The sequence below is a fragment of the uncultured Psychroserpens sp. genome, assembly GCF_947492715.1.
Classification (GTDB): domain Bacteria; phylum Bacteroidota; class Bacteroidia; order Flavobacteriales; family Flavobacteriaceae; genus Psychroserpens.
Genome location: NZ_CANLNS010000001.1, coordinates 820,412 through 840,974 on the forward strand (window position 1 = coordinate 820,412; position 20,563 = coordinate 840,974).

Annotated in this window: 26 protein-coding genes; 13 read left to right on the plus strand and 13 right to left on the minus strand. The window is 33.5% G+C overall.

What is annotated here, in order from left to right:
* Nucleotides 1–2 precede the first annotated feature (2 nt).
* The 4 genes from Q0787_RS03715 to Q0787_RS03730 are packed head-to-tail and all read left to right on the plus strand — an operon-like array spanning nt 3 to nt 1,387.
* A complete protein-coding gene (locus tag Q0787_RS03715) occupies nt 3–302 on the plus strand; it encodes a hypothetical protein (protein WP_298900887.1) in 300 nt (99 codons plus the stop codon).
* 6 nt (nt 303–308) lie between these two features.
* Nucleotides 309–731 (plus strand): NUDIX hydrolase, encoded by a 423-nt coding sequence (locus tag Q0787_RS03720; RefSeq protein ID WP_298900888.1) that lies wholly within the window; start codon nt 309–311, stop codon nt 729–731.
* Nucleotides 715–972, plus strand: a complete 258-nt coding sequence (locus tag Q0787_RS03725; protein ID WP_298900889.1) for a hypothetical protein — start codon at nt 715–717, stop codon at nt 970–972. The genes Q0787_RS03720 and Q0787_RS03725 overlap by 17 nt, the downstream gene beginning before the upstream one ends.
* A gap of 1 nt (nt 973) precedes the next feature.
* Entirely contained in the window at nt 974–1,387 is a 414-nt protein-coding gene (locus Q0787_RS03730) for a bleomycin resistance protein (RefSeq protein WP_298900890.1), read from the plus strand.
* A 143-nt stretch (nt 1,388–1,530) separates the two neighbouring features.
* Here the strand turns inward: Q0787_RS03730 and ssb (Q0787_RS03735) are convergent, their stop codons facing one another.
* Together ssb (Q0787_RS03735) and ssb (Q0787_RS03740) are read right to left on the minus strand one after the other, a co-directional pair.
* A complete protein-coding gene (gene ssb, locus Q0787_RS03735; RefSeq protein ID WP_298901520.1) occupies nt 1,531–1,863 on the minus strand; it encodes a single-stranded DNA-binding protein in 333 nt (110 codons plus the stop codon).
* Nucleotides 1,864–1,944: 81 nt separating this feature from the next.
* Nucleotides 1,945–2,271: a single-stranded DNA-binding protein gene (gene ssb / locus Q0787_RS03740; RefSeq protein ID WP_298900891.1), complete on the minus strand. Its 327-nt coding sequence runs from the start codon at nt 2,269–2,271 to the stop codon at nt 1,945–1,947.
* Between the two features lie 535 nt (nt 2,272–2,806).
* Between ssb (Q0787_RS03740) and Q0787_RS03745 the strand changes: the two genes are divergently transcribed.
* Both Q0787_RS03745 and Q0787_RS03750 read left to right on the plus strand, forming a co-directional pair.
* A complete protein-coding gene (locus tag Q0787_RS03745; RefSeq protein ID WP_298900892.1) occupies nt 2,807–3,157 on the plus strand; it encodes a hypothetical protein in 351 nt (116 codons plus the stop codon).
* Between the two features lie 55 nt (nt 3,158–3,212).
* Nucleotides 3,213–3,902, plus strand: coding sequence for a GIDE domain-containing protein (locus Q0787_RS03750; RefSeq protein WP_298900893.1), 690 nt, complete (start codon nt 3,213–3,215; stop codon nt 3,900–3,902).
* Nucleotides 3,903–3,904: 2 nt separating this feature from the next.
* Here the strand turns inward: Q0787_RS03750 and Q0787_RS03755 are convergent, their stop codons facing one another.
* Complete coding sequence (locus Q0787_RS03755; RefSeq protein WP_298900894.1) at nt 3,905–4,369, minus strand: CBS domain-containing protein; 465 nt, start codon at nt 4,367–4,369, stop codon at nt 3,905–3,907.
* Nucleotides 4,370–4,477: 108 nt separating this feature from the next.
* On the opposite strand from Q0787_RS03755, the gene Q0787_RS03760 reads away from it, so the two are divergent.
* A complete protein-coding gene (locus Q0787_RS03760) occupies nt 4,478–5,284 on the plus strand; it encodes an NAD-dependent epimerase/dehydratase family protein (RefSeq protein ID WP_298900895.1) in 807 nt (268 codons plus the stop codon).
* 69 nt (nt 5,285–5,353) lie between these two features.
* Nucleotides 5,354–6,043, plus strand: coding sequence for a hypothetical protein (locus tag Q0787_RS03765; protein ID WP_298900896.1), 690 nt, complete (start codon nt 5,354–5,356; stop codon nt 6,041–6,043).
* A gap of 71 nt (nt 6,044–6,114) precedes the next feature.
* On the opposite strand, the gene Q0787_RS03770 is transcribed toward Q0787_RS03765, so the two are convergent.
* The gene (locus Q0787_RS03770) at nt 6,115–8,178 is read right to left on the minus strand and encodes a M13 family metallopeptidase (protein ID WP_298900897.1); all 2,064 of its coding nucleotides are present in this window, start codon (nt 8,176–8,178) and stop codon (nt 6,115–6,117) included.
* A gap of 103 nt (nt 8,179–8,281) precedes the next feature.
* Nucleotides 8,282–8,806 carry a hypothetical protein gene (locus Q0787_RS03775; protein ID WP_298900898.1) on the minus strand — a complete coding sequence of 175 codons (525 nt, stop codon included), beginning with the start codon at nt 8,804–8,806 and terminating at the stop codon, nt 8,282–8,284.
* 154 nt (nt 8,807–8,960) lie between these two features.
* Here Q0787_RS03775 and Q0787_RS03780 point away from each other — a divergent pair, with 154 nt between their 5' ends.
* Entirely contained in the window at nt 8,961–9,926 is a 966-nt protein-coding gene (locus tag Q0787_RS03780; protein WP_298900899.1) for an NAD-dependent epimerase/dehydratase family protein, read from the plus strand.
* Between the two features lie 17 nt (nt 9,927–9,943).
* On the opposite strand, the gene Q0787_RS03785 is transcribed toward Q0787_RS03780, so the two are convergent.
* From Q0787_RS03785 to Q0787_RS03800, 4 genes are all read right to left on the minus strand, one after another.
* Complete coding sequence (locus Q0787_RS03785; protein WP_298901522.1) at nt 9,944–10,597, minus strand: HD domain-containing protein; 654 nt, start codon at nt 10,595–10,597, stop codon at nt 9,944–9,946.
* The gene (locus Q0787_RS03790) at nt 10,597–11,340 is read right to left on the minus strand and encodes a 1-acyl-sn-glycerol-3-phosphate acyltransferase (protein ID WP_298900900.1); all 744 of its coding nucleotides are present in this window, start codon (nt 11,338–11,340) and stop codon (nt 10,597–10,599) included. The genes Q0787_RS03785 and Q0787_RS03790 overlap by 1 nt, the downstream gene beginning before the upstream one ends.
* An 85-nt stretch (nt 11,341–11,425) precedes the next feature.
* Complete coding sequence (locus tag Q0787_RS03795) at nt 11,426–11,836, minus strand: BrxA/BrxB family bacilliredoxin (RefSeq protein WP_298900901.1); 411 nt, start codon at nt 11,834–11,836, stop codon at nt 11,426–11,428.
* A 122-nt stretch (nt 11,837–11,958) separates the two neighbouring features.
* Entirely contained in the window at nt 11,959–12,360 is a 402-nt protein-coding gene (locus tag Q0787_RS03800) for a hypothetical protein (RefSeq protein ID WP_298900902.1), read from the minus strand.
* Between the two features lie 126 nt (nt 12,361–12,486).
* On the opposite strand from Q0787_RS03800, the gene Q0787_RS03805 reads away from it, so the two are divergent.
* Nucleotides 12,487–13,278, plus strand: coding sequence for a TerB family tellurite resistance protein (locus tag Q0787_RS03805; RefSeq protein ID WP_298900903.1), 792 nt, complete (start codon nt 12,487–12,489; stop codon nt 13,276–13,278).
* Between the two features lie 13 nt (nt 13,279–13,291).
* Here Q0787_RS03805 and Q0787_RS03810 read toward each other — a convergent pair whose 3' ends face one another.
* Nucleotides 13,292–13,435 carry a hypothetical protein gene (locus Q0787_RS03810; RefSeq protein WP_298900904.1) on the minus strand — a complete coding sequence of 48 codons (144 nt, stop codon included), beginning with the start codon at nt 13,433–13,435 and terminating at the stop codon, nt 13,292–13,294.
* Nucleotides 13,436–13,523: 88 nt separating this feature from the next.
* On the opposite strand from Q0787_RS03810, the gene Q0787_RS03815 reads away from it, so the two are divergent.
* From Q0787_RS03815 to Q0787_RS03825, 3 genes are all read left to right on the plus strand, one after another.
* Entirely contained in the window at nt 13,524–13,847 is a 324-nt protein-coding gene (locus Q0787_RS03815; RefSeq protein WP_298900905.1) for a TraR/DksA C4-type zinc finger protein, read from the plus strand.
* Nucleotides 13,848–13,942: 95 nt separating this feature from the next.
* Nucleotides 13,943–14,485 (plus strand): sigma-70 family RNA polymerase sigma factor, encoded by a 543-nt coding sequence (locus tag Q0787_RS03820; RefSeq protein WP_298900906.1) that lies wholly within the window; start codon nt 13,943–13,945, stop codon nt 14,483–14,485.
* Nucleotides 14,486–14,496: 11 nt separating this feature from the next.
* Nucleotides 14,497–16,662 (plus strand): hypothetical protein, encoded by a 2,166-nt coding sequence (locus Q0787_RS03825; protein WP_298900907.1) that lies wholly within the window; start codon nt 14,497–14,499, stop codon nt 16,660–16,662.
* 391 nt (nt 16,663–17,053) lie between these two features.
* Here the strand turns inward: Q0787_RS03825 and Q0787_RS03830 are convergent, their stop codons facing one another.
* The 3 genes from Q0787_RS03830 to Q0787_RS03840 all read right to left on the minus strand — a co-directional run bounded on the left by Q0787_RS03830 (nt 17,054) and on the right by Q0787_RS03840 (nt 20,290).
* The gene (locus Q0787_RS03830) at nt 17,054–17,422 is read right to left on the minus strand and encodes a hypothetical protein (RefSeq protein ID WP_298900908.1); all 369 of its coding nucleotides are present in this window, start codon (nt 17,420–17,422) and stop codon (nt 17,054–17,056) included.
* Between the two features lie 483 nt (nt 17,423–17,905).
* Complete coding sequence (locus Q0787_RS03835) at nt 17,906–18,430, minus strand: hypothetical protein (protein WP_298900910.1); 525 nt, start codon at nt 18,428–18,430, stop codon at nt 17,906–17,908.
* Nucleotides 18,431–20,290: an RHS repeat-associated core domain-containing protein gene (locus Q0787_RS03840; protein WP_298900912.1), complete on the minus strand. Its 1,860-nt coding sequence runs from the start codon at nt 20,288–20,290 to the stop codon at nt 18,431–18,433. It lies immediately after the preceding gene.
* Between the last annotated feature and the right edge of the window lie 273 nt (nt 20,291–20,563).

Consider the following 20,563-nt stretch of genomic DNA (forward strand, 5'->3'; position numbering starts at 1 on the left):
ATATGATACGTAAAATTGTAGACTACCAAAAACTAAATGAGAAACTTTTAAATCTACTCATAGAAAAGTTTCCAGACGGATATTCAGACAAAGACATTATTGCCTTTAGAAATGCGAAAAATGAATTGATTGAAGCAGTTGAAATAGAGACTGAAGATACTATTTATCTTGTGAAAGTAGGAAAGCGTTTAGTTCAAGCTATGGAAGATTTCGAGGACAATGGCGATAATTATAATGATGATGATGATGATGATGATGATGACCATGATTTAGTTCCTGATGATTTTAGTGACGATGAATAATAAAATATGAAAATCAATAAGCACAGACATAAATCTAAACTCATAGTTATAGAAGATTCGTCTCTTTTAGTTTTAGAAAAAAACGATAAAAAGAGATATGTTTTTATTGGTGGGTTTCTTAAAAAAAGAGAATCCCCTGAAGAAGGATTGATTAGAGAAATCTATGAGGAAACCGGTGTGATTTTAAATAAAAATCATTTTAAGTATTACACAACAAACACTATAATCAATGGTGATAAAAATGCACTAAGTAGGCACTATTTTATTCTCACAAAAAAAGAGCAAAAGTTTATAAATAAAGAGCCTGAAAAATTTAAATCATTGAAATGGGTGAAATGGACTAAAGTTATAAAGTTTACAAACTCTTTTGATAAAAATATAATTGAAAGATTATTTAACACCCTTATTGATCATGAAACTCATATATGAAACAGCTATTTTTAAGTCTTATACTAATACTAATGGGTTTTATATATTTAAATTAGGTAATAATGAAGATATTATTTTTAAAGAAATTCATCCTCAAATGCTTAAGAAATTTAACTTAAAAAATGATAAACGTCTCATAAATAAAAGATTTTGTATAAAATATACAGAAAACAGCATTGGCAATCAAGACGATTTCATCATTTACAGAATTGAATATTTAGTACTAATGAACTCAAAATAACATGAAAAATTTATTTCACCTTTCGTTACCTTGTAAAAACTTAGTTGACACCAAGATGTTTTATGTTAACACCGTTGGAGCGAACTTGGGAAGGTATGCAAATAATTGGTTAGACATTAACCTTTTTGGGCATCAATTAACATTTACGCAAGTTGGAAAATTTGATTTTACTAACCCTAGCTATTCTTTTGAGGGAAAGGTTTTACCATCTTTTCATTTTGGAATAATATTGGATATAGACTCTTGGGGAAGAATTTACTCTAAACTAAACAATCAAAATTTAGAGCTTACTACTCAGGCCGCTTTTTTAAAAAATAAACCGGGAGAGCATTTATCTTTTTTTGTCAAAGACCCTAACGGATATATATTAGAATTTAAAAATTTCAAAGACGACAAAGAAATATTCAGTTTCTGATGCTCCATTCTTGGAAACTTATAAGCTCTTTTGATTGGAAAATAAAATTGTAATTTAAATAGAGCTCCATTTCGGATTTGAAGTTGGAGCTCTATTTTAGATATTTCTAATATAAAAAGTGTTACCACAAATAGCTATAATACCTACTTGCCCAGCATCAATAACTCATTCACAACAACTTCAGTAACGTATCGTTTTTGCCCATCCTTATCATCATAGCTTCTGTGAGTTAACTTCCCTTCAATAGCAACCTCTTTTCCTTTAGTCACATATTCCTCAATAATCTCCGCTGTCTTATTCCAGGCAACAAGATTATGCCATTGAACATCTTCAACCTTATTTCCTGAAGCATCTTTATAACTATCATTTGTAGCTAGCGAGAACTTCGCTAATTTCTTTCCAGATTCTAAGGTGATGACTTCTGGATCGTTTCCTAAATTTCCTATTAATTGTACTCTATTTCTTAATGTATTTATGGCTTTCTGTTTTTTAATTTACACAAAAAAAAGAGGGCGCTTATCGCGTCCTCTTTCGATACTATATAACGTTTAGAAGGCTTAAAACATCAATAACTCATTACAAATGATTTCTGTTGTGTAATGCTTTTTACCCTCTTTATCATCCCAAGAGCGGTTGGTGAGTTTACCTTCAATGGCAATCTCTTTTCCTTTAGTAACATAATCCTCTACAACTTTTACAAGTCCGCCACGCACTACAATATTATGCCAATAAGCGCGCTCTACCTTATTCCCATCTTTGTCTTTGTAGCTATCATCTGTAGCGAGTGAGAATTTTGCCATTTTGTTGCCATCGTCAAAACTAACAATTTCTGGATCTTGTCCTAATCTTCCAATCAACTGTACTCTGTTTCTAAGTGTGTTCATAATTTTAATTTTTTTAATGTTAAACAGTTAATACTATTGAACCTTCAGTGATTCAACATTGCAAATATGAGACGTATTCCAACTACTAGTCGGTAGTTACATATTTAAAATCGTTTGTAAATGTTTGTAGTCGTTTGTAAACGAATAATATTTCAGAAGAAAGGACAACTATATACAATTTACCACAAGCAACTAAAGTTTGATTTCTAAGTGAAGATTATCACTTTTTTTGAAGTACGCAATTCATTCCATTCATCTACTTATTACTACTAATTCAGTAATGTTGAGATTACGCTCTTGCTGGCTATCCAAAGCCTAATTGAACTATTGCAGTCAATGAACGCGACAATTAGTGTAAGGTCGTATATAATTGCCAAAATTATTTCAAAATGTATACATTTTACAGATGAAGCTATTAATTAAGATGGTGTCCTAAGCTATTATAATTTTCAACTGAAACTTTAATTCATTAACTTTCAGCTGAAACAGAAATTGAATTTTGGACCGCTTACATCCTAATTTTAATACTTAAACTATGCAAAAACAATGTCCTGAATGCGGTAAAAAAATAGTAGGCAGAATTGATAAAAAATTCTGTAGTGATGCTTGTCGTAATTCGTATAATAATTCAATAAACAAAGACAGTAAAAACCTCATTAGAAATACGAATAACCGTTTACGAAAAAACTACCGTATTCTAGAAGTTCTCAATCCAGACCAGAAGAAAAAAGTCTCTAGAGCCAAAATGGTTGAAAAGGGATTCGATTTCAATTATTTTACAAGTATTTACACCACTAAAGCTGGGACAGTTTACTATTTTGTATACGATCAAGGTTACCTACCCTTAGAAGGTGATTACTACGCATTAGTGAAACGAGAAAGCTAACAGTGTAACGTTTTTTAAGTTTCCACTACCTATATATACAACCAAACCATCTCAAATGAGTACAACTCTTGCCATCATTCTTATTGTTTGCGTTTTTGGATTAATCATTTTTTTAGGGGTTCATTTTAGTAGAAAAAATGTAATTCTTAGAACACTTTCTAAAATCCCAAACAAACCTGCGTCCAGTTTAAAAACCAACGAACTCTCAAAAGTAAGCGGAAAAGCATTGCATGTAAAAGATCCATTAATTGCACCTTATTCTGGAAAAAAATGTGTGTTTTATCAAATTAAAATACAACAACGTGTTAGTACTGGTAAAAGTACGCGATGGAAAACAGTACTCCAAGATGAACAATTTCAGGAGTTTTTTGTAGATACCAATGGTGATTTTGTTATCATAAAACCTACAAATCATCCTCAAAACTATGTTAGTTATTTGGTAAAAGATGCTAAAACGTCTTCAGGAATGTTTAATGGACCTACCCCAAAATTTGAAGCGGTTTTAAGACGTTATAATATTAAACCTGAAAATTTCTTTGGCATGAACAAACGTCTACGCTATGAAGAAGGCGTTATTGAAATTGGCGAGCGCATTACAGTGGCCGGAATTGCTAAATGGAAAGCATTAAGCGAGCCCTTACCAGAATATCCATATTCTAAAATTGCCACATTAGTAAGCGAAGGTAAACAGAAAATCATTATTACCGATTTACCCGAAACCTTGCCTAGCCATAGAAAGTTGTAAACTTATTTCCAATTCTGCCCTTTGAGTTCTATAGCAGCTTTTAAAATATCTTTCTGACTTATCTGTCCTACTAATTTACCATTTTCTACAATTGGAAAGCGTCGTATTTTAGATTCTAAAAACTTATTAGCTGCGTCAAAAACATTCATGTTACCATCAATAGTTTCAACATTTTTTGCCATCCGATTTTCAACAGTATGTTGCTCCATTGGCATATTGTAATAACGGCTCTCACTAATTTGTTTAAGACAATCTCCTTCTGAAATAACACCTATCAATTCATTGTTGTCATTTACCACTGGACCTCCTGAAATTTTATTTTTAATCAAGGTCTGTATAACTTCTTCAACCGTCTGTTCTGGTTTAAATGTAATGAGATCTCGTGTCATGAAATCGCTAACTTTAATTGTTACCGTTTCTGTAGTATTTTGTTGCTTTCTTGCCCCTTGAAAACTTTTAATGCCCATAACCAATTTTTTTTGTGTGTTTTAAAGTTACTGAAAATAAGTGAATTAAGCTAGAGTTCAAATCCCACTAATAATTTGTAAATTTCAAAGTATTTAAAAAAAAGAACATTGCATCAGAAGATTTGTGTTATAGGCTGTGGCTGGTTAGGATTTAAATTAGCCGAAAGGCTTATTAAAAACAGCTACGAGGTACATGGTTCTACAACATCCAAAACTAAAATACCAAGCCTTAAACAAGCTCATATTATTCCTTTTGTAGTGCGTTTATCTCCTACAGGTGTTATGGGTCAAATTGATGATTGCCTTTCACATTGTAAAACACTTATTGTAAACATTCCTCCTGGTCTTCGGAAAAATCCCAACAGTGATTACGTAAAACAAATGACATTCCTTCTTGAGCATATTGAAACATCTATGGTAGAACATGTTGTTTTTATTAGTTCTACTTCGGTTTATGATGATCACGAAACTTTTCCCGTTATTACTGAAAACTCGCCCACATCTACGTCCAAAACCGCATTGAAATTAGTAGCTGTAGAACGCCTATTTCAGAAGAATACATCTTTTAAAACAACTATTTTACGTTTTAGTGGACTCTTTGCCGAAGACCGACATCCTGCCAAATTTTTATCAGGCAAAACCAATTTAAAGAACGCTAACGCTCCTGTAAATTTAATACATCGAGATGACTGCATTTCCATAATTATGTCAATTGTTCAACACAACTTGTGGGATCTCGTTTTAAACGCTTCTGCATTAACTCATCCAATCAAAAAGACGTATTATATTGCCGTTTGCAACGCATTAAATATCCCTGTCCCAGAGTTTAACAAAGACGTTAAAAGCAAAGGAAAAATTATAAATTCTCAAAAATTGGTACGTCTTTTGAATTATGAGTTCCAAGTAAAACTCTAATAATTAGCAGACTTTTAAGAATATATGCCATATATTTTTTTAGTTTTGGCGCAATAAATGACGAATACGATGAAAAAACTTATCCTCCTTTTGGCTCTAGCAACCACATTTGGTGCAACAGCTCAAACAAAATCTGAACTGGTAAAACATTTCGAAGACTATTACAAACAAATGAAAAGTCAGGGTGACGTACAAGGTGTTATCAATGCAATGACGCACCTTAATGTGTTACAACCCAACAAAGCAAGATTAGATACTTTGGCTTATATCTATGCATCTGAGGGCAGAAACTTAGAAGCTTTAAATACGATTGGAATAGATCAAAATCCAACAGATACAGACATGAATACTGAAGTTAAAGCAATTGCATTAAAGGCATTAAATCAGCCACAACGTGCTTTGGTATTTTATGAAGAGCTTTTTAAAAGAGATGCAAACTCATATTTGGCTTATGAAATTGCCGAACTAAAAATGCAGACCCAAGATTTAGCTGGGGCAAAAGCAAAAGTAGATTATGGTTTAACTAATGTTAAAGACGATATGAAGCGTTCTTATTATGAGTCGCAACGTCCTTATGAAGTCTCATTAAAAGGCGCATTAACTTATCTAAAAGCCTTAATCACGTTTAACATGAATCAAACGGATAATTTAGATACAGCCATTGGACTCTTAGATGAAGCTATGGTTATGGATGCTAACTTTAATTTAGCCAAATTAAGCAAAGAGGCTTTAGCTGCGAGAAAAGAGAAAAAGGAATAAATAAATTCTAATTTAGAATAAAAAAGCACCCAAATTGGGTGCTTTTTTTTATTGTATTTAAATGGTTGAGATTACCAAATTCTAACACGGTCTTCAGGAGCTATCCACATGTCATCCCCTTCTTTAATATTAAACGCTTCATAAAAAGCATCAATATTTTTAAGCGGTTGAGTAGCTCTTACTTTTCCTGGAGAATGTGTGTCTGTTTTCACAAGTCTTCTTAACGCATCTTCTCTCGTTAGCGTTCTCCAAACAGTTGCCCAAGACATAAAGAAACGTTGCTCGGCAGTAAAACCATCAATATCATCAGGTCTTCCTTCTTCTTCAAAAAGTAATTGTAAGCCATCATAAGCTCCAAGTACTCCTCCTAAGTCACCAATATTTTCACCCAATGTATATTTACCGTTAATGAAAACGCTATCCATAACTTCTATAGCACTGTATTGCTCGGCTAAGGCGTTTCCTCTTTTTGTAAACTCTTCAAGGTCTTTTTCTGTCCACCAGTTTTTTAAATTTCCGTCACCATCAAAACGTGATCCAGAATCATCAAAAGCATGCGAAATTTCATGGCCAATAACAGCACCTATACCACCATAATTTACAGCATCATCTGCCGTATAGTTATAGAAAGGAGGCTGTAGAATTGCAGCTGGAAATACGATTTCATTATTAATTGGATTAAAATAAGCGTTTACCATTTGAGGTGGCATTCCCCATTCAGATTTATCAATTGGTTCGTTGATATCAGATAAGTTATCTTCTAAGGCCCAATGCCCAATTGCCATCATGTTTTCAGCATAAGTATTACCTTCTTTAACCATTAAATCAGAATAATCTTTCCACTCATCTGGATAGGCTATTTTTACAGTGAATTTGTCTAACTTCTCAATAGCTTTCTTCTTAGTATCTTCACTCATCCAATCTAAATTCTGAATTCTAATTTGGAACGCTTTAATAACATTGGCTATCATCTTCTCAGCCTTCTCCTTAGCTTCTGGCGGAAATTTAGCTTCAACATATAATTGACCAATGGCTTCACCAACAGATCCAGTTACAGTCCCAAGGGCACGCTCTTCAGCATCACGCTGCTTTTTAGCACCGCTTAATGTTTTTGCATAAAACTCCCAATTGGCTCTTTCAATTTCTGTTGTTAAGAATCCTGCTGTATTATCAATTGTGCTCCAATCTATTAAGGTTTTTATATCTTCAATAGGCGTTTTCTGTAAGAAGTCACTTAAAGCAGCCATGTATTTAGGTTGAGCCACCATAATCGTATCTATTTTCTTTTCAATTCCAAGATCAGAAATCATCTTACTCCAATTTATAGCAGGACACATTTCTTGTAATTGAGAAATAGATCTTGGGTTATTGTAATTACGAGCATCTCTTGCGGCTACTTTATCTAACCTTGGCTCTACCAGTTGAGTTTCCATTTCAATAACTTTGACAGCAGCAGCATCTGCTTCTTCTTTACTATAATCAATAAACTGCAACATTCTTGAAATATGAGCTTTATACTTTTCTCTTATCTCTTTAGACTTATCATCTTGATCCAAATAATAATCACGTTGTAATCCTGTTCCTCCAGGACCTACCCAAGCGGTATTCATGGCACTATTGTTTAAATCAGGTCCAGCACCAATACCTGCAAAAGGTGATGAAACACCTAAAGTAGTTGCTTCAATAGTTTGCATTTCTTCTATACTACTTATACCATCTATTTTAGCCAGAATAGGCTTTAAAGGTTCAATACCTGCTTTATTACGTGCTACAGTATCTAATTCAGATTCAAAAATCAACAATGCCTTTTTCTGATCTGACCCCTCTTCATAATTACCTATCTCTTTAGAGGTCTTTAATATTTGTAAAACGTCATCTCTTGTAGATTTACGTAATACTCCAAATCCTCCCCATCGGGTTTCTTCTTCAGGGATTTTAGTTGTTTTTACCCAATTACCATTTACGTAATTGTAAAAATCATTTTTAGGGTCCACCTTCGTGTCCATGTTTTCGAGATTAATTCCAGGAATTACCTCGACCATGGCAGTTTCTTCTTTTGGCTCTTCTTTACATCCTAAAAATGCAAAAAGTCCCAATACAGAAACCACCAAAATACTTTTGATATTGGTTTTCATAATGTGTGTGAAAATTAAATTTGATTAAAATTAGTTATTAATAAGAAGCCTTAAACCCAAAAATGTTACATATTAACAAAATATTAAGAATATTTTAAGACTGTTATTGAGGTTTAAAGACGTTGTTTTTCTCAAATTCAAACTTCTTATTAATCTGTAGATTAAGATTTGAAACCGTAATTAAGAGTTCTTTAATCCCTTGTAAACGGTCTTCTTTACTAATGTTAGGAATGCTCAAAAGACTGTTTAATTTTTGTGCTTTCGTATCTAACGCTGTGATTCTTGCATTAATTTCATTAGTTTTTAAGGATTCGGGCATTTCCGTTCTTAATTCTGTTAAGAAGGTCTTTAATAACAGAAGATCTCCATTAAAAAAACTTAAATCGGCTTTTTTCAATAACTCAATTTGGGTATTAAGTTCCTGATACTTTTGCCAATCTGCCGCAGCTTTTCGAGAATCTGGGCTTAATTCAAAATCGGCATACCTAAAGCTCTCAATATCTTTTTGAGATATTATTCTAGCTTCTTTCTGCTCTGGTGTTTCTTCAATTACTTCAGAAACTTTATCATTTTTGCAATTAGTTAGTAGCAAGCAAAATCCTATAATATATAGCGTATTAAAGCGCATAACTTAATATATTCAATTCGCGGTAAATATAGGCAAAGCGAATAAATCTAAATGGCAATTAACAAAAATTAATGAGTTGTTAATTTTACAATTTTATGTTTTTTGTAGTCTATATTCTTGTTATTTTTGATGAACGATTAAACATCATCTACATATGCCTAAAGTATTAATTATTGGTGCCTGCGGACAAATAGGTTCTGAGCTTACATTTAAACTTAAAGATATTCATGGATTTGAACAGGTTGTTGCGAGCGATATTGGCTACCACAACCTAGAGGTTGTTAATTCTGGAACGTTTGAAATTGTGGACGCCCAAGATTATAATTCAATAAAAATTTGTGTAGAAAAACATGATATTGACACTATCTATTTAATGGCAGCTATGCTAAGTGCCACTGGTGAAAAGTATCCTATGAAAGCATGGGATTTAAATATGAATTCTCTTTTTCATGTCCTCAATCTGGCAAAAGACGGTTTTATAAAACGTGTCTTTTGGCCTTCGAGTATTGCTGTTTTTGGACCTACAACACCTACCGAAAACACACCTCAACATACCATCATGGAACCTACAACAGTTTATGGTATTACAAAACAGGTTGGAGAACGCTGGTGCGAATATTACAATACTAAATACGGCGTTGACGTAAGAAGTATTCGCTATCCTGGTATTATAAGTTGGAAAACAATGCCTGGTGGTGGCACAACAGATTATGCTGTTGAAATTTATCACCAAGCCATACTTGACAAAAACTATGATTGTTTTTTATCTGAAAATACTGAGCTTCCAATGATGTTTATGGACGATGCCATTAATGCTACGGTTAACCTAATGCAAGCACCATCAGAACAGGTTAAAATAAGGTCATCTTATAATTTAGCAGCCATTAGCTTTACACCATTATCTATTTCGGAAGAAATAAAAAAACACATTCCAGATTTTAAAATCACTTATACACCAGATTTTAGGCAACAGATTGCCGATAGCTGGCCAAAGTCTATAGATGATTCTTCTGCAAGGCAAGATTGGAACTGGAGCCACGACTTTAATCTCGAAAAAATGACTACAGAAATGTTAACGCAATTGGGTCGTAAATATCAGGACTCTGAGATTAATTCCTAACCGAAAAGAGCATACATTTATTTATTTCCATCCCATTCGTTATAAAATTGGTCTAAGAATTGTTCCATAAATTTATGCCTACTCGTTGCAATTCTTTTTCCTGTTTTAGTATTCATTCTATCTTTTAGTAGCAGTAATTTTTCGTAGAAATGGTTAATTGTAGGTGCTTTAGAGGCCTTATACTCCTCTTTACTCATGTTTAAATTTGGCTGAATTGATGGGTCGAAAATCTTTCGGTTTTTAAATCCTCCATAATTAAATGTTCTAGCAATACCAATGGCACCAATGGCATCTAAACGGTCTGCATCTTGAATCACATCTAATTCTGGCGACTTGAATTTTTGGACAGTATTCCCTCCTTTAAAGGAAATGTTCTCAATGATATTTACGACATGTTCAATCACTGCAGAATCTACATTAATACCAAATAAAAACTCACGTGCTTTTTTGGGACCAACAGTTTCATCTCCACTGTGAAACTTACTATCGGCAATATCGTGCAGCAAAGCACCTAACGCCACTACAAAAGAATCTACATCTTCGTTTTCAGCAATACCTTTAGCGTTATTATATACCCTCAAAATGTGAAACCAATCGTGGCCTCCTTCAGCATTTTCTAAGGTCTTCTTTACAAATGTTTTTGTAAGTTCAATTTGTTGTTTTGTATCCATCATTCCTCCAAAATTATAGCACTGGTAATTGTATGTTCTATCGTTTTTATTAACTCCAAATGATTATCTATTTCAGATAAGACAATTGGTTGATGTACTTTAAATTTAATATGGCTGCCAATACCCATTGGAAACTTACCATAACGTAGCGTTTTCCAAGAGTTGTTTACGGTTATAGGTACAATTAAAGCCGAAGGCATCTCTCTAAACAAGAGTTCTAATCCTCTTGTTTTAAAAGGTTTTGGTTGTCCTGTTTTACTTCTTGTACCTTCTGGAAAAATAACGGCTGCTCTATTCGTTTCTTCTATATATTTTCCGAAAGCCTTCATAGCTGTTAAGGCTTGTCTCGGGTTTTTACGGTCGATTAAAACAGAACCTCCATGACGTAAATTATATGAGACACTTGGAAACCCTTTACCAAGTTCTTTTTTTGCAACAAACTTAACATGATGTCGTCTCATGTACCACATAATTGGAGAGATATCATACATACTTTGATGGTTAGACACAATAAGTAGCGGTTTGTTTTTTGGAATCTTATACTGGTTATCCCAAGTAAAGCGTGTTCCTAAAACATTAAGGCAGCGTATTAAGCAAAACTGAAGTGCATCTACACTTATTTTATGTGCCTTATATCCAAAAACAGTATAGCAAAACCATTGTATAGGGTGAAAAATAACTAAGGTTAGTCCAAAGACTAAAAAGTAGATAACTGTTAAAGGATAAGCTAGAAGTTTTTGCATATGGTAAAATTAATTGAATGCGAATAATACACAAAAAAACCACGATGAAATCGTGGTTTTAATTATGCTTTTAATATAAAAGATTCTAGCAATGATCGTTATAAGCATCCATAAGGTTCTCGGCGATTAACTCGGCCGGACGACCTTCAATATGGTGACGCTCTAACATGTGAACCAATTCTCCATCTTTAAATAATGCCATACTTGGCGAGCTTGGTGGAAACGGAATCATATGTCCTCTGGCTGCGTCTACAGCTTCTCTATCAACGCCAGCAAATACTGTTACAATATGATCTGGACGTTTTGCGTTTTCTAAACTCTGTCTCGCTCCAGGACGAGCATTGGCAGCTGCACAACCACATACCGAATTTACAACTACTAAAGTTGTGCCTTCTTTTGCTAAAGCAACTTCAACAGCTTCTGCTGTTTGTAATTCTTCAAAACCTACGTTTGTTAAATCCTCACGCATTGGTTTTACTAATTCTGCTGGATACATATTTTTGTATTTAATTATTATTATCGAGTTGCAAAGATACGCAAAATTAGTACGAGGAACACAGTTATTTAGTAAGCAGTTTGAATGCTATCATTCAATTTTTCAATAGCACAAAATTGTGCTTATCTGTTAAACTTAAATAAGAATCCATCTACCGCAATGCCTTCATCTAATGTAAGGCTCGTAGATGTTAATGTCACGACAGTCATACTAAAGTTTTCTATAACAATTGTCAAACCGTCATCTGTGGATGACACTGTATAATTATAGACCCCTGTTGGCCAACCATCAAAATCAGCATCTGTATTATTGTTGGTAATCGTTAATTGCATAGTGTCTTGATTAAAATCCCAAATAATGAGATCTGAATCAAAATCTTGATCTACTCCAATTAATCCACCAGAGACATTAATTAAAGACCATTCACCAAATAGTGATGGTTCATTATTTTGTGTGCTATCGTCATCATTATAACATGCGAATGCCAACAGCGTAAATACGAGTAAATAACTATACTTTTTCATAATAAGATTGATTTTATACTATAAAGATGTCAAAACCTCAAAAAGGTTGCGCCTAATCGTAACAAAAGTTAAAAAAATCTACTAACATATAGTATATTTGAAATTAACTATAAAAAAGAAACATACATGAGTTTTGCAAAATGGATTGGAGGTGCTTTAGGTTGGTCTTTTGGTGGACCAGTTGGTGCTATTATTGGTCTTGCTATTGGAAGTTTAATAGATGGAGCTGCCGAACAAAGTGGGTTTTTACTTAATGAAGGTCAACAGCAACAACGACGCTCTAGACAATCAACATCACGATCGCGAACACGTTCACGATCACATTCGAGACCTCAAACAAAGTCTGGAGATTTTGAAGTAAGTCTTTTAATTTTGGCTTCCGTAGTTATCAAAGCAGATGGCATACAAGATCAGCGTGAATTAGATTACGTACGTCAGCAGTTTGTAAGTATGTACGGAAAAGATAGAGCCAACCACGCTTTTAAATTGTTTAAAAACATCAATAAGCAAAGCATTCCTACACGTAAAGTATGTTTACAGATAAAGCAAATGATGGACCATTCATCGCGATTACAATTGCTACATTTTCTCTTCGGAATAGCAAAAGCAGATGGTATGGTTACAGATAATGAGGTGTCTCAAATTTATATGATTTCTGGCTATTTAGGAATTAGTTCTCGAGACTATGGAAGTATTAAAGCCATGTTCTATAACAGCAGTGACAATGCTTATAAAATATTAGAAATCACAAAAGACGCTACAGACGACGAGGTGAAAAGAGCCTATCGAAAAATGGCCAAGAAATACCATCCAGATAAAGTGATTCATTTAGGAAAAGAGCATCAAAAAGGTGCTGAAGAAAAGTTTAGACAAGTACAATTGGCATACGAACAATTGCAAAAAGAAAGAGGCTTTTAGTAAAACCTTAAAGCTATTTGTCCTTATTATTTAAACGCTTTTCAATGTCTTTGAAATGGCGTTTTTCTTTATACTTTCTGTAAATAAATACAGCTACAACAACCAAGGCAAGAATCATAAATCCGCCCTTGCTAGTTAAATATTCAATGAGTTTCATAAGCGTAGATTAGAGCATTATAGTCGTTGCTAAATATAAAACTTTCATTTTTATAACTTATTTTAGAACTATAAAATAACGGACAAGTATGGACAAAGCTCAAGTAAAGACCATTATTTTAGATGAAATTTCTAAAACCAAAACAGCTATTGAACATTATAGAGAACTTACCAAACCTATTTCTCCAAATGACGCTATTGGTCGAGTGAGTAGAATGGATGCCATTAATAACAAGAGTGTTAATGAAGCCTCTTTACGGCAAGCCGAAATTAAACTCAACAATTTAAACCGCGTCCTATCTAAAATTGAGGATCTCGATTTTGGAATTTGCCTCAAATGCAAACAACCTATTCCTGTTGGTAGGATATTAATTAGACCCGAAAGTTTGCTTTGCGTTAATTGTGCCAGATAGACCTTAAGGTCTAAATTGGTATTATAATTGTATAACATAATTAAAAAAAATAGGAGACCTTTTAAACTTTTGACCATTAATAAGTAAAAGCATGTATGAATGATCAAGACATTTTAGTACTTTTTAAAAATGGTCAGCGCGATAAAGCCTTTAAAAAACTATATCGGCTTTATCCTAGAATAGAGAAACTTATCCTTTCAAAAGGTGGAAACAAAGCCGATGCCAGTGATGTATTTCAGGAAGCATTAATCATTTTAAATCGGAATCTAGAAACCTCAAATTTCGAATTACGCTCATCCTTTTACACCTATTTATATTCGGTCTCCAGATTTGTTTGGTCTGATATTCAAAAGAGTTTAACCAAACAACAATTACATCAACTCGATGCGCAAGAGGTTCAAGTATTTCAGGAGGTCATCGAAGAAAAAAAATACCAGCTTGCCGAACATGCTTTTCTAGAAATTGGAAAACGATGTCAGCACTTATTACAACTGTTTTATCACAAAGGCATGTCTTTTCATGACATCGCCAAAGTGATGCAATTTAAATCTTCAAAAATTGCGAAAAACCAAAAGTACAAGTGTTTGCAAAAAGCAAAAGACATTTATAAAACCAAATTAAAATCGGTTCAACCCTAAATTAGAAAAACATGGAAACATATAGCCTAAACATCGAATTCATAAATAACTACCTCAACGACGCACTATCAAAAGAGGAACGCCAAAGTTTCGAATCGAAACTCAAGAGTGATAACGAGTTTCATACCCTTTACGAAGAACATCTTGTTTTTATAAATGGTTTAAAACGCGTTCAAATTAAAGACGATATTTTAAAAGCTAAGCGGGTTTACACAACAGAAAAATGGCTAAAAATCTCGGGTATCTCCATTGTTATTATCGGAGCCTTAATTACGCTCTATACTTTAGTTTTTAATACTTCGGAAAATGAATCATCTCCAAATTATACGCCTTTAAATACTAGTATTACAGATTCTACTTTTCATCAAGAACCTGCCTTCGAAAAACAAATAGATCTTTCCGAAGCTACAAAAGCAGATACCATTTCTGAAATGGATGTTAATTACAGGTCAACAACAGTTCATAAAAAATATGGAGGTGTAACAACAAGCACTGTTCATTTCACTAAGAAAGCTGAACATTTAAGGTTTCAAGCACAAAACGACACGACTATTACCTGTAAAGAAGGTACCATTTTAAAGATAAAAGGAGGGTCATTTATAAACCCAAATACTGGAAACGTTGTCACCGGACAAGTTGAATTAAACGTTACCGAGTATTACAAAATTTCAGATATTTTATTGCAGAATCTTTCAACAGTTTCAAATGGAAAACAGCTCGAAACTGGAGGCATGTTATATGTAGAAGCTAAACAAGGTGATACCACATTAGAATTGAATAGCAGTTCTCCAATAGACATCCTATTTCCGACGACAAGTAAAACATCGGGAATGCAGTTATTTTCGGGTGAATGGAAAGATCAAAATATTAATTGGACCTTACAAAATGATATTTTGGAAGTGGTAGACATAGACGATTTGTCCGAAGAGCTTGTAGAAGTTCCTTTTGGAGTTGTGGAGCAGGTTCCAACATTTCCAGGCTGTGAAGCCGAAGACAATGAGACCAGAAAAAAATGCACCGAAAATGCCATTTCAAAATTTATAAATAAGACATTTAATACTGATCTCACACAAGGTTTAGGGCTATCAGGAAAACAACGCATTAATTGTATTTTTAAAATAGATCAAGAGGGAAATGTTGTTTTTGTTCAAACGAGAGCCCCTCATCCTCGATTAAGTGAAGAAACAGATCGTGTTATAAATATGCTCCCACGATTTAATCCTGGTATACAACGTGGTAAGCCTGTAATTGTACCTTATTCTTTACCTATTAATTTCACTGTAGAAGGCACATCGTCTAGAACAAACAGAAACTCTATGATTGGCGCGATAGATACCGTTTCAACACAGGCAGAACCAGTTTTCTCTGAGATTAAACCTATAATAGTTAGAGAGCCGATTGAAATGGACACTATTTATACTGAAGAGCGAGGCATGGTTGAAATGATTAGAGAAGTCATGCACGACAAAGATTTTCCTGTAGATTCTCTATTTCTTCAAGAATGGAATCGTTATGAAAGACAAAAGCTGATTCGTATTTATGGGATTTATGGAACAGGATCACAAAAAACAGCAATGCTTAGAAAACCACTGTTTGATATGGAAAGTACTAAGTTTAAAATCTTAGAAGATGATTCGATAACGCGTGGCGGACATGTGATTAGAAAATTATGGGATCCTTCACGTGTACCAACAACAACCAGAACAATAACTTTGGTACCAAGGCCTCGTTTTACTGCTGGTTCAAAATCTGTAACTGCCAAAGAATTCGACGTATTGCTAGACGACACTACTTCTGACATATCCTCTAGAGACGTAAGTTATTATGCCTTAAAATCAACAAATCTTGGATGGATAAACTGTGATCGCTTCATTAGACGTGCAAAACGTATTAAATACAAACTTAAAATTAAAAATGCCCAAGGCGCCAGTGTAAGTATGGTATTTAAATCGTATAAATCTGTGCTTCCAAGCTGGAATAATGGCAGTGTATATGACTTTCAAACTGTTGGTGCAGATGAAGCCGTCGTATTGGTTGCAATTAAACGAAAAGATGGTAAACTCTATTACGATATGATTGAGACTACAACTGTTAGAAACCCGAAAATAGATTTTAATTTTAAAGATGTTAGTATTGAAGAATTAAAACAGGCTCTGGACGTACTAAATGGATTGTAACATTTAGCTCTAAAAACGACACCTTAAAAAGCCATGATTTGTATCATGGCTTCTACTTTCTTTAATTTTAGACCTGTTGCGTCATGTTTTTTTTGGGCGTTACCCTCTTTCGCTTAAGCTACAGTGGGTCAGGTCTTCCGCTGTATCTTTTTACGTCAGATCGAGTGATGTGACTAAAGGGAACATTGTATCGAGACCTGACGTAAAAAGGATGCCGCTGTAACCCTTAACGCGAAGCAACACCTGTCGCTCAATATTATAAAGTTAAAAGTACAGAAAATAATCTATAACCATTTAAAAATAAAAGCCATGACTCGCATCATGGCTTTTGTATTATTTATCTTTTAGCACAAGCGTGGACGCTTGCGCTAGCTAGTAGGAAACTCTTTTCTTACTCATCAAGATATAGTCCAAACAAATCTGGACAATAATATTTTCCATTTACCTTATATCCAGAAATAGAATCCAATAATGTTTCATTAGAGTTGTATTGCCCATTGTGAGCAGCAAAATTTAATTTTAGCTCTTTTTTAATCTTTAATTTGTATACTCTGCCTTTTTCTATCAAAGTAAAATTATGATCACTGGTTTTTGCTGGTTGAGATATTAATTCAAAGACCTCATTAACATTAGTTTTAGCTTTTTTAACATATACTATTGGCCTTTCATTAGATTTATTATTTTCTATGTGTACAACTTCATAAGATGACGAGCAACTTATTACAATAATAGATAGAGCTATTAATGCTATTTTTTTCATATTAGTTTGATTTTTTTGGTTTTTCGTTACGCTGGCGCTAGCGTGTCGCTAGTGCCACAACAAATCTAAACAACCCTATCGTAAACAGAATCTCTTTTTGGGTGTTCCCATTTTTGATTTTATCAAAAATCGTCAGGTCTTCCGCTGTATCTTTTTACGTCAGATCGAGTGATGTGACTAAAGGGAACATTGTATCGAGACCTGACGTAAAAAGGATGCCGCTGCAACCCTTAACGCAAAGGCACACCTGTCGCTCAATATTATAAAATTAAAAGTACAGAAAATAATCTATAATAACTTAAAAACAAAAACCACAACTTACATTGTGGCTTTTGTATTATCTATCTTTTAGCACAAGCGTGGACGCTTGCGCTAGCGAGGGGACAAAAACCAGTAATTAGAAAATCTTCTAACCACTGGTTTTTAATTATTTAGAACTTAAAATTAATATATCAACTAATTTACTACATTACCTTACCCAACTTAAAAATCTATTGATTCATTGAGATTATTACTTTCTGCAGTCGGCATTAATTGTCTCATACTTTTTACTATCAAACCATCATTTTCATTTCTAATATATAGATTCCAATATTTAGAATCAGGCACAAAAAATGGAGATGCTTCAGTAGCAGATATCAAATCATTTTCTTTAACATAATTTAACTTCTCTTTTGAAAGCGATTGTAGTGTTTCATAAATGAAAATATAACTACCTTTATACTTAACAACATCAGAAATACCATCTTCTAGAGAAGGTTTTTTTTCATTTTTAACAAGATCTATAATAGTTGTATTTTCATTTAAAAAATCATCATATCGAAAATGATAATAAAATTCTCTTTTATTTATAGAGTGATCATCCTTTTCGATAATCTCAATTAAATCAATAATTTGAGTTTCAGAAAATTTCATATTCTTATTTTCAAAACTGATGTTATTCTGACTTTGCTTACAAGAAACAAAACTCACCAATGTTAAACACGTAATGTAAAAAATATTCTTCATTTAATTCTTCTTTTTCGTTTTCTTTTTGGGTGGAGTAATTGTTTTAACGTTACCCTTACTATCATATCCTGTTCTATTCGATGTTTTTCCATCTAATGTAATACTTTTTGAACCAATAATGAAAAAAGGAATATCAACACCGTTAATCTCTTTATTCATTCTAGCAATTCTTAAATCAGCAGGGCTTGGAGTTGGCTTTCCTATTATATCAATTCCATCTGGGTGACCAGGGTGCGTATGCATTGCATAGATAGGCTTACCAGTAAAGGTCTCATCAGAAGATGTAAAAGAAGGTTCAATCCTCATATCAGCTCCAGATATCATTTCTGTAACATTACCTTCTTCATCTCTTACTATACGTCCTCCTTCATACGGCCTTACCTCAATATACTTTTCCTTATCTTCATTTTGGTAAACAACAGCTACAACTTCTTCTTTAATACTCATGGAAATATCTATTGCTAATTTACCCGCACCACTAACATTACTTGTTTGAAGACCATTTTTCTTAATGTTTAATCCATCACTCAAAAGTCCTTTATCTACATTATCAGATACTATAGTTTTTTTATCTTTACTATCAACTAATCTATCTACTTCAACACCGTTCTCATCAAAATATTGTTTATCGTCAATTTTTTTTATTTCACCACTTTCTTTATTCAATCCATATGTAGCAAACATTCCATCTGGGTCGATATAAATAATTGGATTATCCCACGCATAGTTATATGGAGAAAATTTTCTCATTGCTTCTGTCATAGGATCAATATTCATCCACCTTCCCAAAGCAGGGTCATAATTTCTTGCACCATAATCGTACCAATCTAACCCTAGTTCTTCATTTAATTCTTTTCCATTATATTTATATTTGTGTTCACTTATCGGATTGCCATTATACCCTTTATGTTTTAAGCCAAATGGATAGTAGTTATTCTCTTCCTGTATTTCTAAACTAGGCGAGCTTGTAGTACTTATATCCTTGTAATTTAATCTAATATTTCCCAAATGATCGGTATATTGATATACATAATCAAAATTAGTACCATTTTTTTCTACAAAGCCTTCAGGATGCGAAAAGAACTTTAAGGCTCCATCCTCATAGATATAATTTCCTGCATATTCAGTATTGCCACCTGTACTCACAATCTTTTTTTGTTTTACCCCTGTTGCATCGTAAATATATTGAATATTTCCTCCACTTAAGGTCACTTGTGTTGGTAAATTTAAATGGTTATAAGTAATATTCGATGAAATACCTTTATTGGCATCGGTGAGCATATTACCGTTGGCGTCATACGTGTATTCTGTTGTTGTATTAGAGCCATCTACGAAGCCATAAGTAGGTATTGTAGCATTGTCCGTCACTTTTTTAAGCCTATTACTATTTGTTTCATATTCATAATCCAGATCATCCATAACACCAAAAGTTGTGGCGAGTGTATTGGTATGTCCGTTTCGTTTTAATGTCATGATATTACCATTCTTATCATAGGTAATGCCATTTACATGATAATTACTAGAATTACTTGTCGCTCCAGTAATTCTGTTCAGCGCATCATAATCGTAGCTATACCATTTTAAACCGTGATCAGTGTTTTTTGTTTTCCATTCCGTCTCAGCAATATTACCATTATACAAGGCTGTACCGCCATGATCTGTGGTATTATAGTTAATCTTAAATCCAAACAAATCACTTCCCAAATTTGAAGGGTCGTTTATGGTTTTTAACCAACCTCTTACAGTGTAGGTGTAATCTATGGTTTGCAATCTAGATTGCGAAATATCGCCTCCTACACCTTTGCTTTCTAGCTGTCCAAGTTCATCATAACTATGTTCTGTAATCACCTCTTCTGGCATAAATGTGCTAGTAATTTTATTGTGATGACTAAGGAGTCTGTTTTGAGAATCATAATCAAAAGTGTCTACGGTATAAACAGCACTATGTCCTGTTCTAGTATGGGTAGTGGTTGTTTCCCTGCGCTGGCGCTAGCGTCCACGCTAGTGCTATAACAACATAAGTACGCTCCATTTTATAAAATCAAAACTACAGAAAATAATCTATAACAACTTAAAAACAAAAGCCACAATTTACATCATGGCTTTTGTATTACTTATCTATTTGGACACAAG

Excerpts from the sequence above, each read along its gene's own strand:
- Q0787_RS03715 (WP_298900887.1), top strand. The coding sequence starts at position 3 with ATGATACGTAAAATTGTAGACTACCAAAAACTAAATGAGAAACTTTTA.
- Q0787_RS03720 (WP_298900888.1), top strand. The coding sequence starts at position 309 with ATGAAAATCAATAAGCACAGACATAAATCTAAACTCATAGTTATAGAA.
- Q0787_RS03725 (WP_298900889.1), top strand. The coding sequence starts at position 715 with ATGAAACTCATATATGAAACAGCTATTTTTAAGTCTTATACTAATACT.
- Q0787_RS03730 (WP_298900890.1), top strand. The coding sequence starts at position 974 with ATGAAAAATTTATTTCACCTTTCGTTACCTTGTAAAAACTTAGTTGAC.
- ssb (WP_298900891.1), bottom strand. The coding sequence starts at position 2,271 with ATGAACACACTTAGAAACAGAGTACAGTTGATTGGAAGATTAGGACAA.
- Q0787_RS03745 (WP_298900892.1), top strand. The coding sequence starts at position 2,807 with ATGCAAAAACAATGTCCTGAATGCGGTAAAAAAATAGTAGGCAGAATT.
- Q0787_RS03750 (WP_298900893.1), top strand. The coding sequence starts at position 3,213 with ATGAGTACAACTCTTGCCATCATTCTTATTGTTTGCGTTTTTGGATTA.
- Q0787_RS03755 (WP_298900894.1), bottom strand. The coding sequence starts at position 4,369 with ATGGGCATTAAAAGTTTTCAAGGGGCAAGAAAGCAACAAAATACTACA.
- Q0787_RS03765 (WP_298900896.1), top strand. The coding sequence starts at position 5,354 with ATGAAAAAACTTATCCTCCTTTTGGCTCTAGCAACCACATTTGGTGCA.
- Q0787_RS03770 (WP_298900897.1), bottom strand. The coding sequence starts at position 8,178 with ATGAAAACCAATATCAAAAGTATTTTGGTGGTTTCTGTATTGGGACTT.
- Q0787_RS03775 (WP_298900898.1), bottom strand. The coding sequence starts at position 8,806 with ATGCGCTTTAATACGCTATATATTATAGGATTTTGCTTGCTACTAACT.
- Q0787_RS03780 (WP_298900899.1), top strand. The coding sequence starts at position 8,961 with ATGCCTAAAGTATTAATTATTGGTGCCTGCGGACAAATAGGTTCTGAG.
- Q0787_RS03785 (WP_298901522.1), bottom strand. The coding sequence starts at position 10,597 with ATGGATACAAAACAACAAATTGAACTTACAAAAACATTTGTAAAGAAG.
- Q0787_RS03790 (WP_298900900.1), bottom strand. The coding sequence starts at position 11,340 with ATGCAAAAACTTCTAGCTTATCCTTTAACAGTTATCTACTTTTTAGTC.
- Q0787_RS03795 (WP_298900901.1), bottom strand. The coding sequence starts at position 11,836 with ATGTATCCAGCAGAATTAGTAAAACCAATGCGTGAGGATTTAACAAAC.
- Q0787_RS03800 (WP_298900902.1), bottom strand. The coding sequence starts at position 12,360 with ATGAAAAAGTATAGTTATTTACTCGTATTTACGCTGTTGGCATTCGCA.
- Q0787_RS03805 (WP_298900903.1), top strand. The coding sequence starts at position 12,487 with ATGAGTTTTGCAAAATGGATTGGAGGTGCTTTAGGTTGGTCTTTTGGT.
- Q0787_RS03810 (WP_298900904.1), bottom strand. The coding sequence starts at position 13,435 with ATGAAACTCATTGAATATTTAACTAGCAAGGGCGGATTTATGATTCTT.
- Q0787_RS03815 (WP_298900905.1), top strand. The coding sequence starts at position 13,524 with ATGGACAAAGCTCAAGTAAAGACCATTATTTTAGATGAAATTTCTAAA.
- Q0787_RS03820 (WP_298900906.1), top strand. The coding sequence starts at position 13,943 with ATGAATGATCAAGACATTTTAGTACTTTTTAAAAATGGTCAGCGCGAT.
- Q0787_RS03825 (WP_298900907.1), top strand. The coding sequence starts at position 14,497 with ATGGAAACATATAGCCTAAACATCGAATTCATAAATAACTACCTCAAC.
- Q0787_RS03830 (WP_298900908.1), bottom strand. The coding sequence starts at position 17,422 with ATGAAAAAAATAGCATTAATAGCTCTATCTATTATTGTAATAAGTTGC.
- Q0787_RS03835 (WP_298900910.1), bottom strand. The coding sequence starts at position 18,430 with ATGAAGAATATTTTTTACATTACGTGTTTAACATTGGTGAGTTTTGTT.
- Q0787_RS03840 (WP_298900912.1), bottom strand. The coding sequence starts at position 20,290 with ATGCCAGAAGAGGTGATTACAGAACATAGTTATGATGAACTTGGACAG.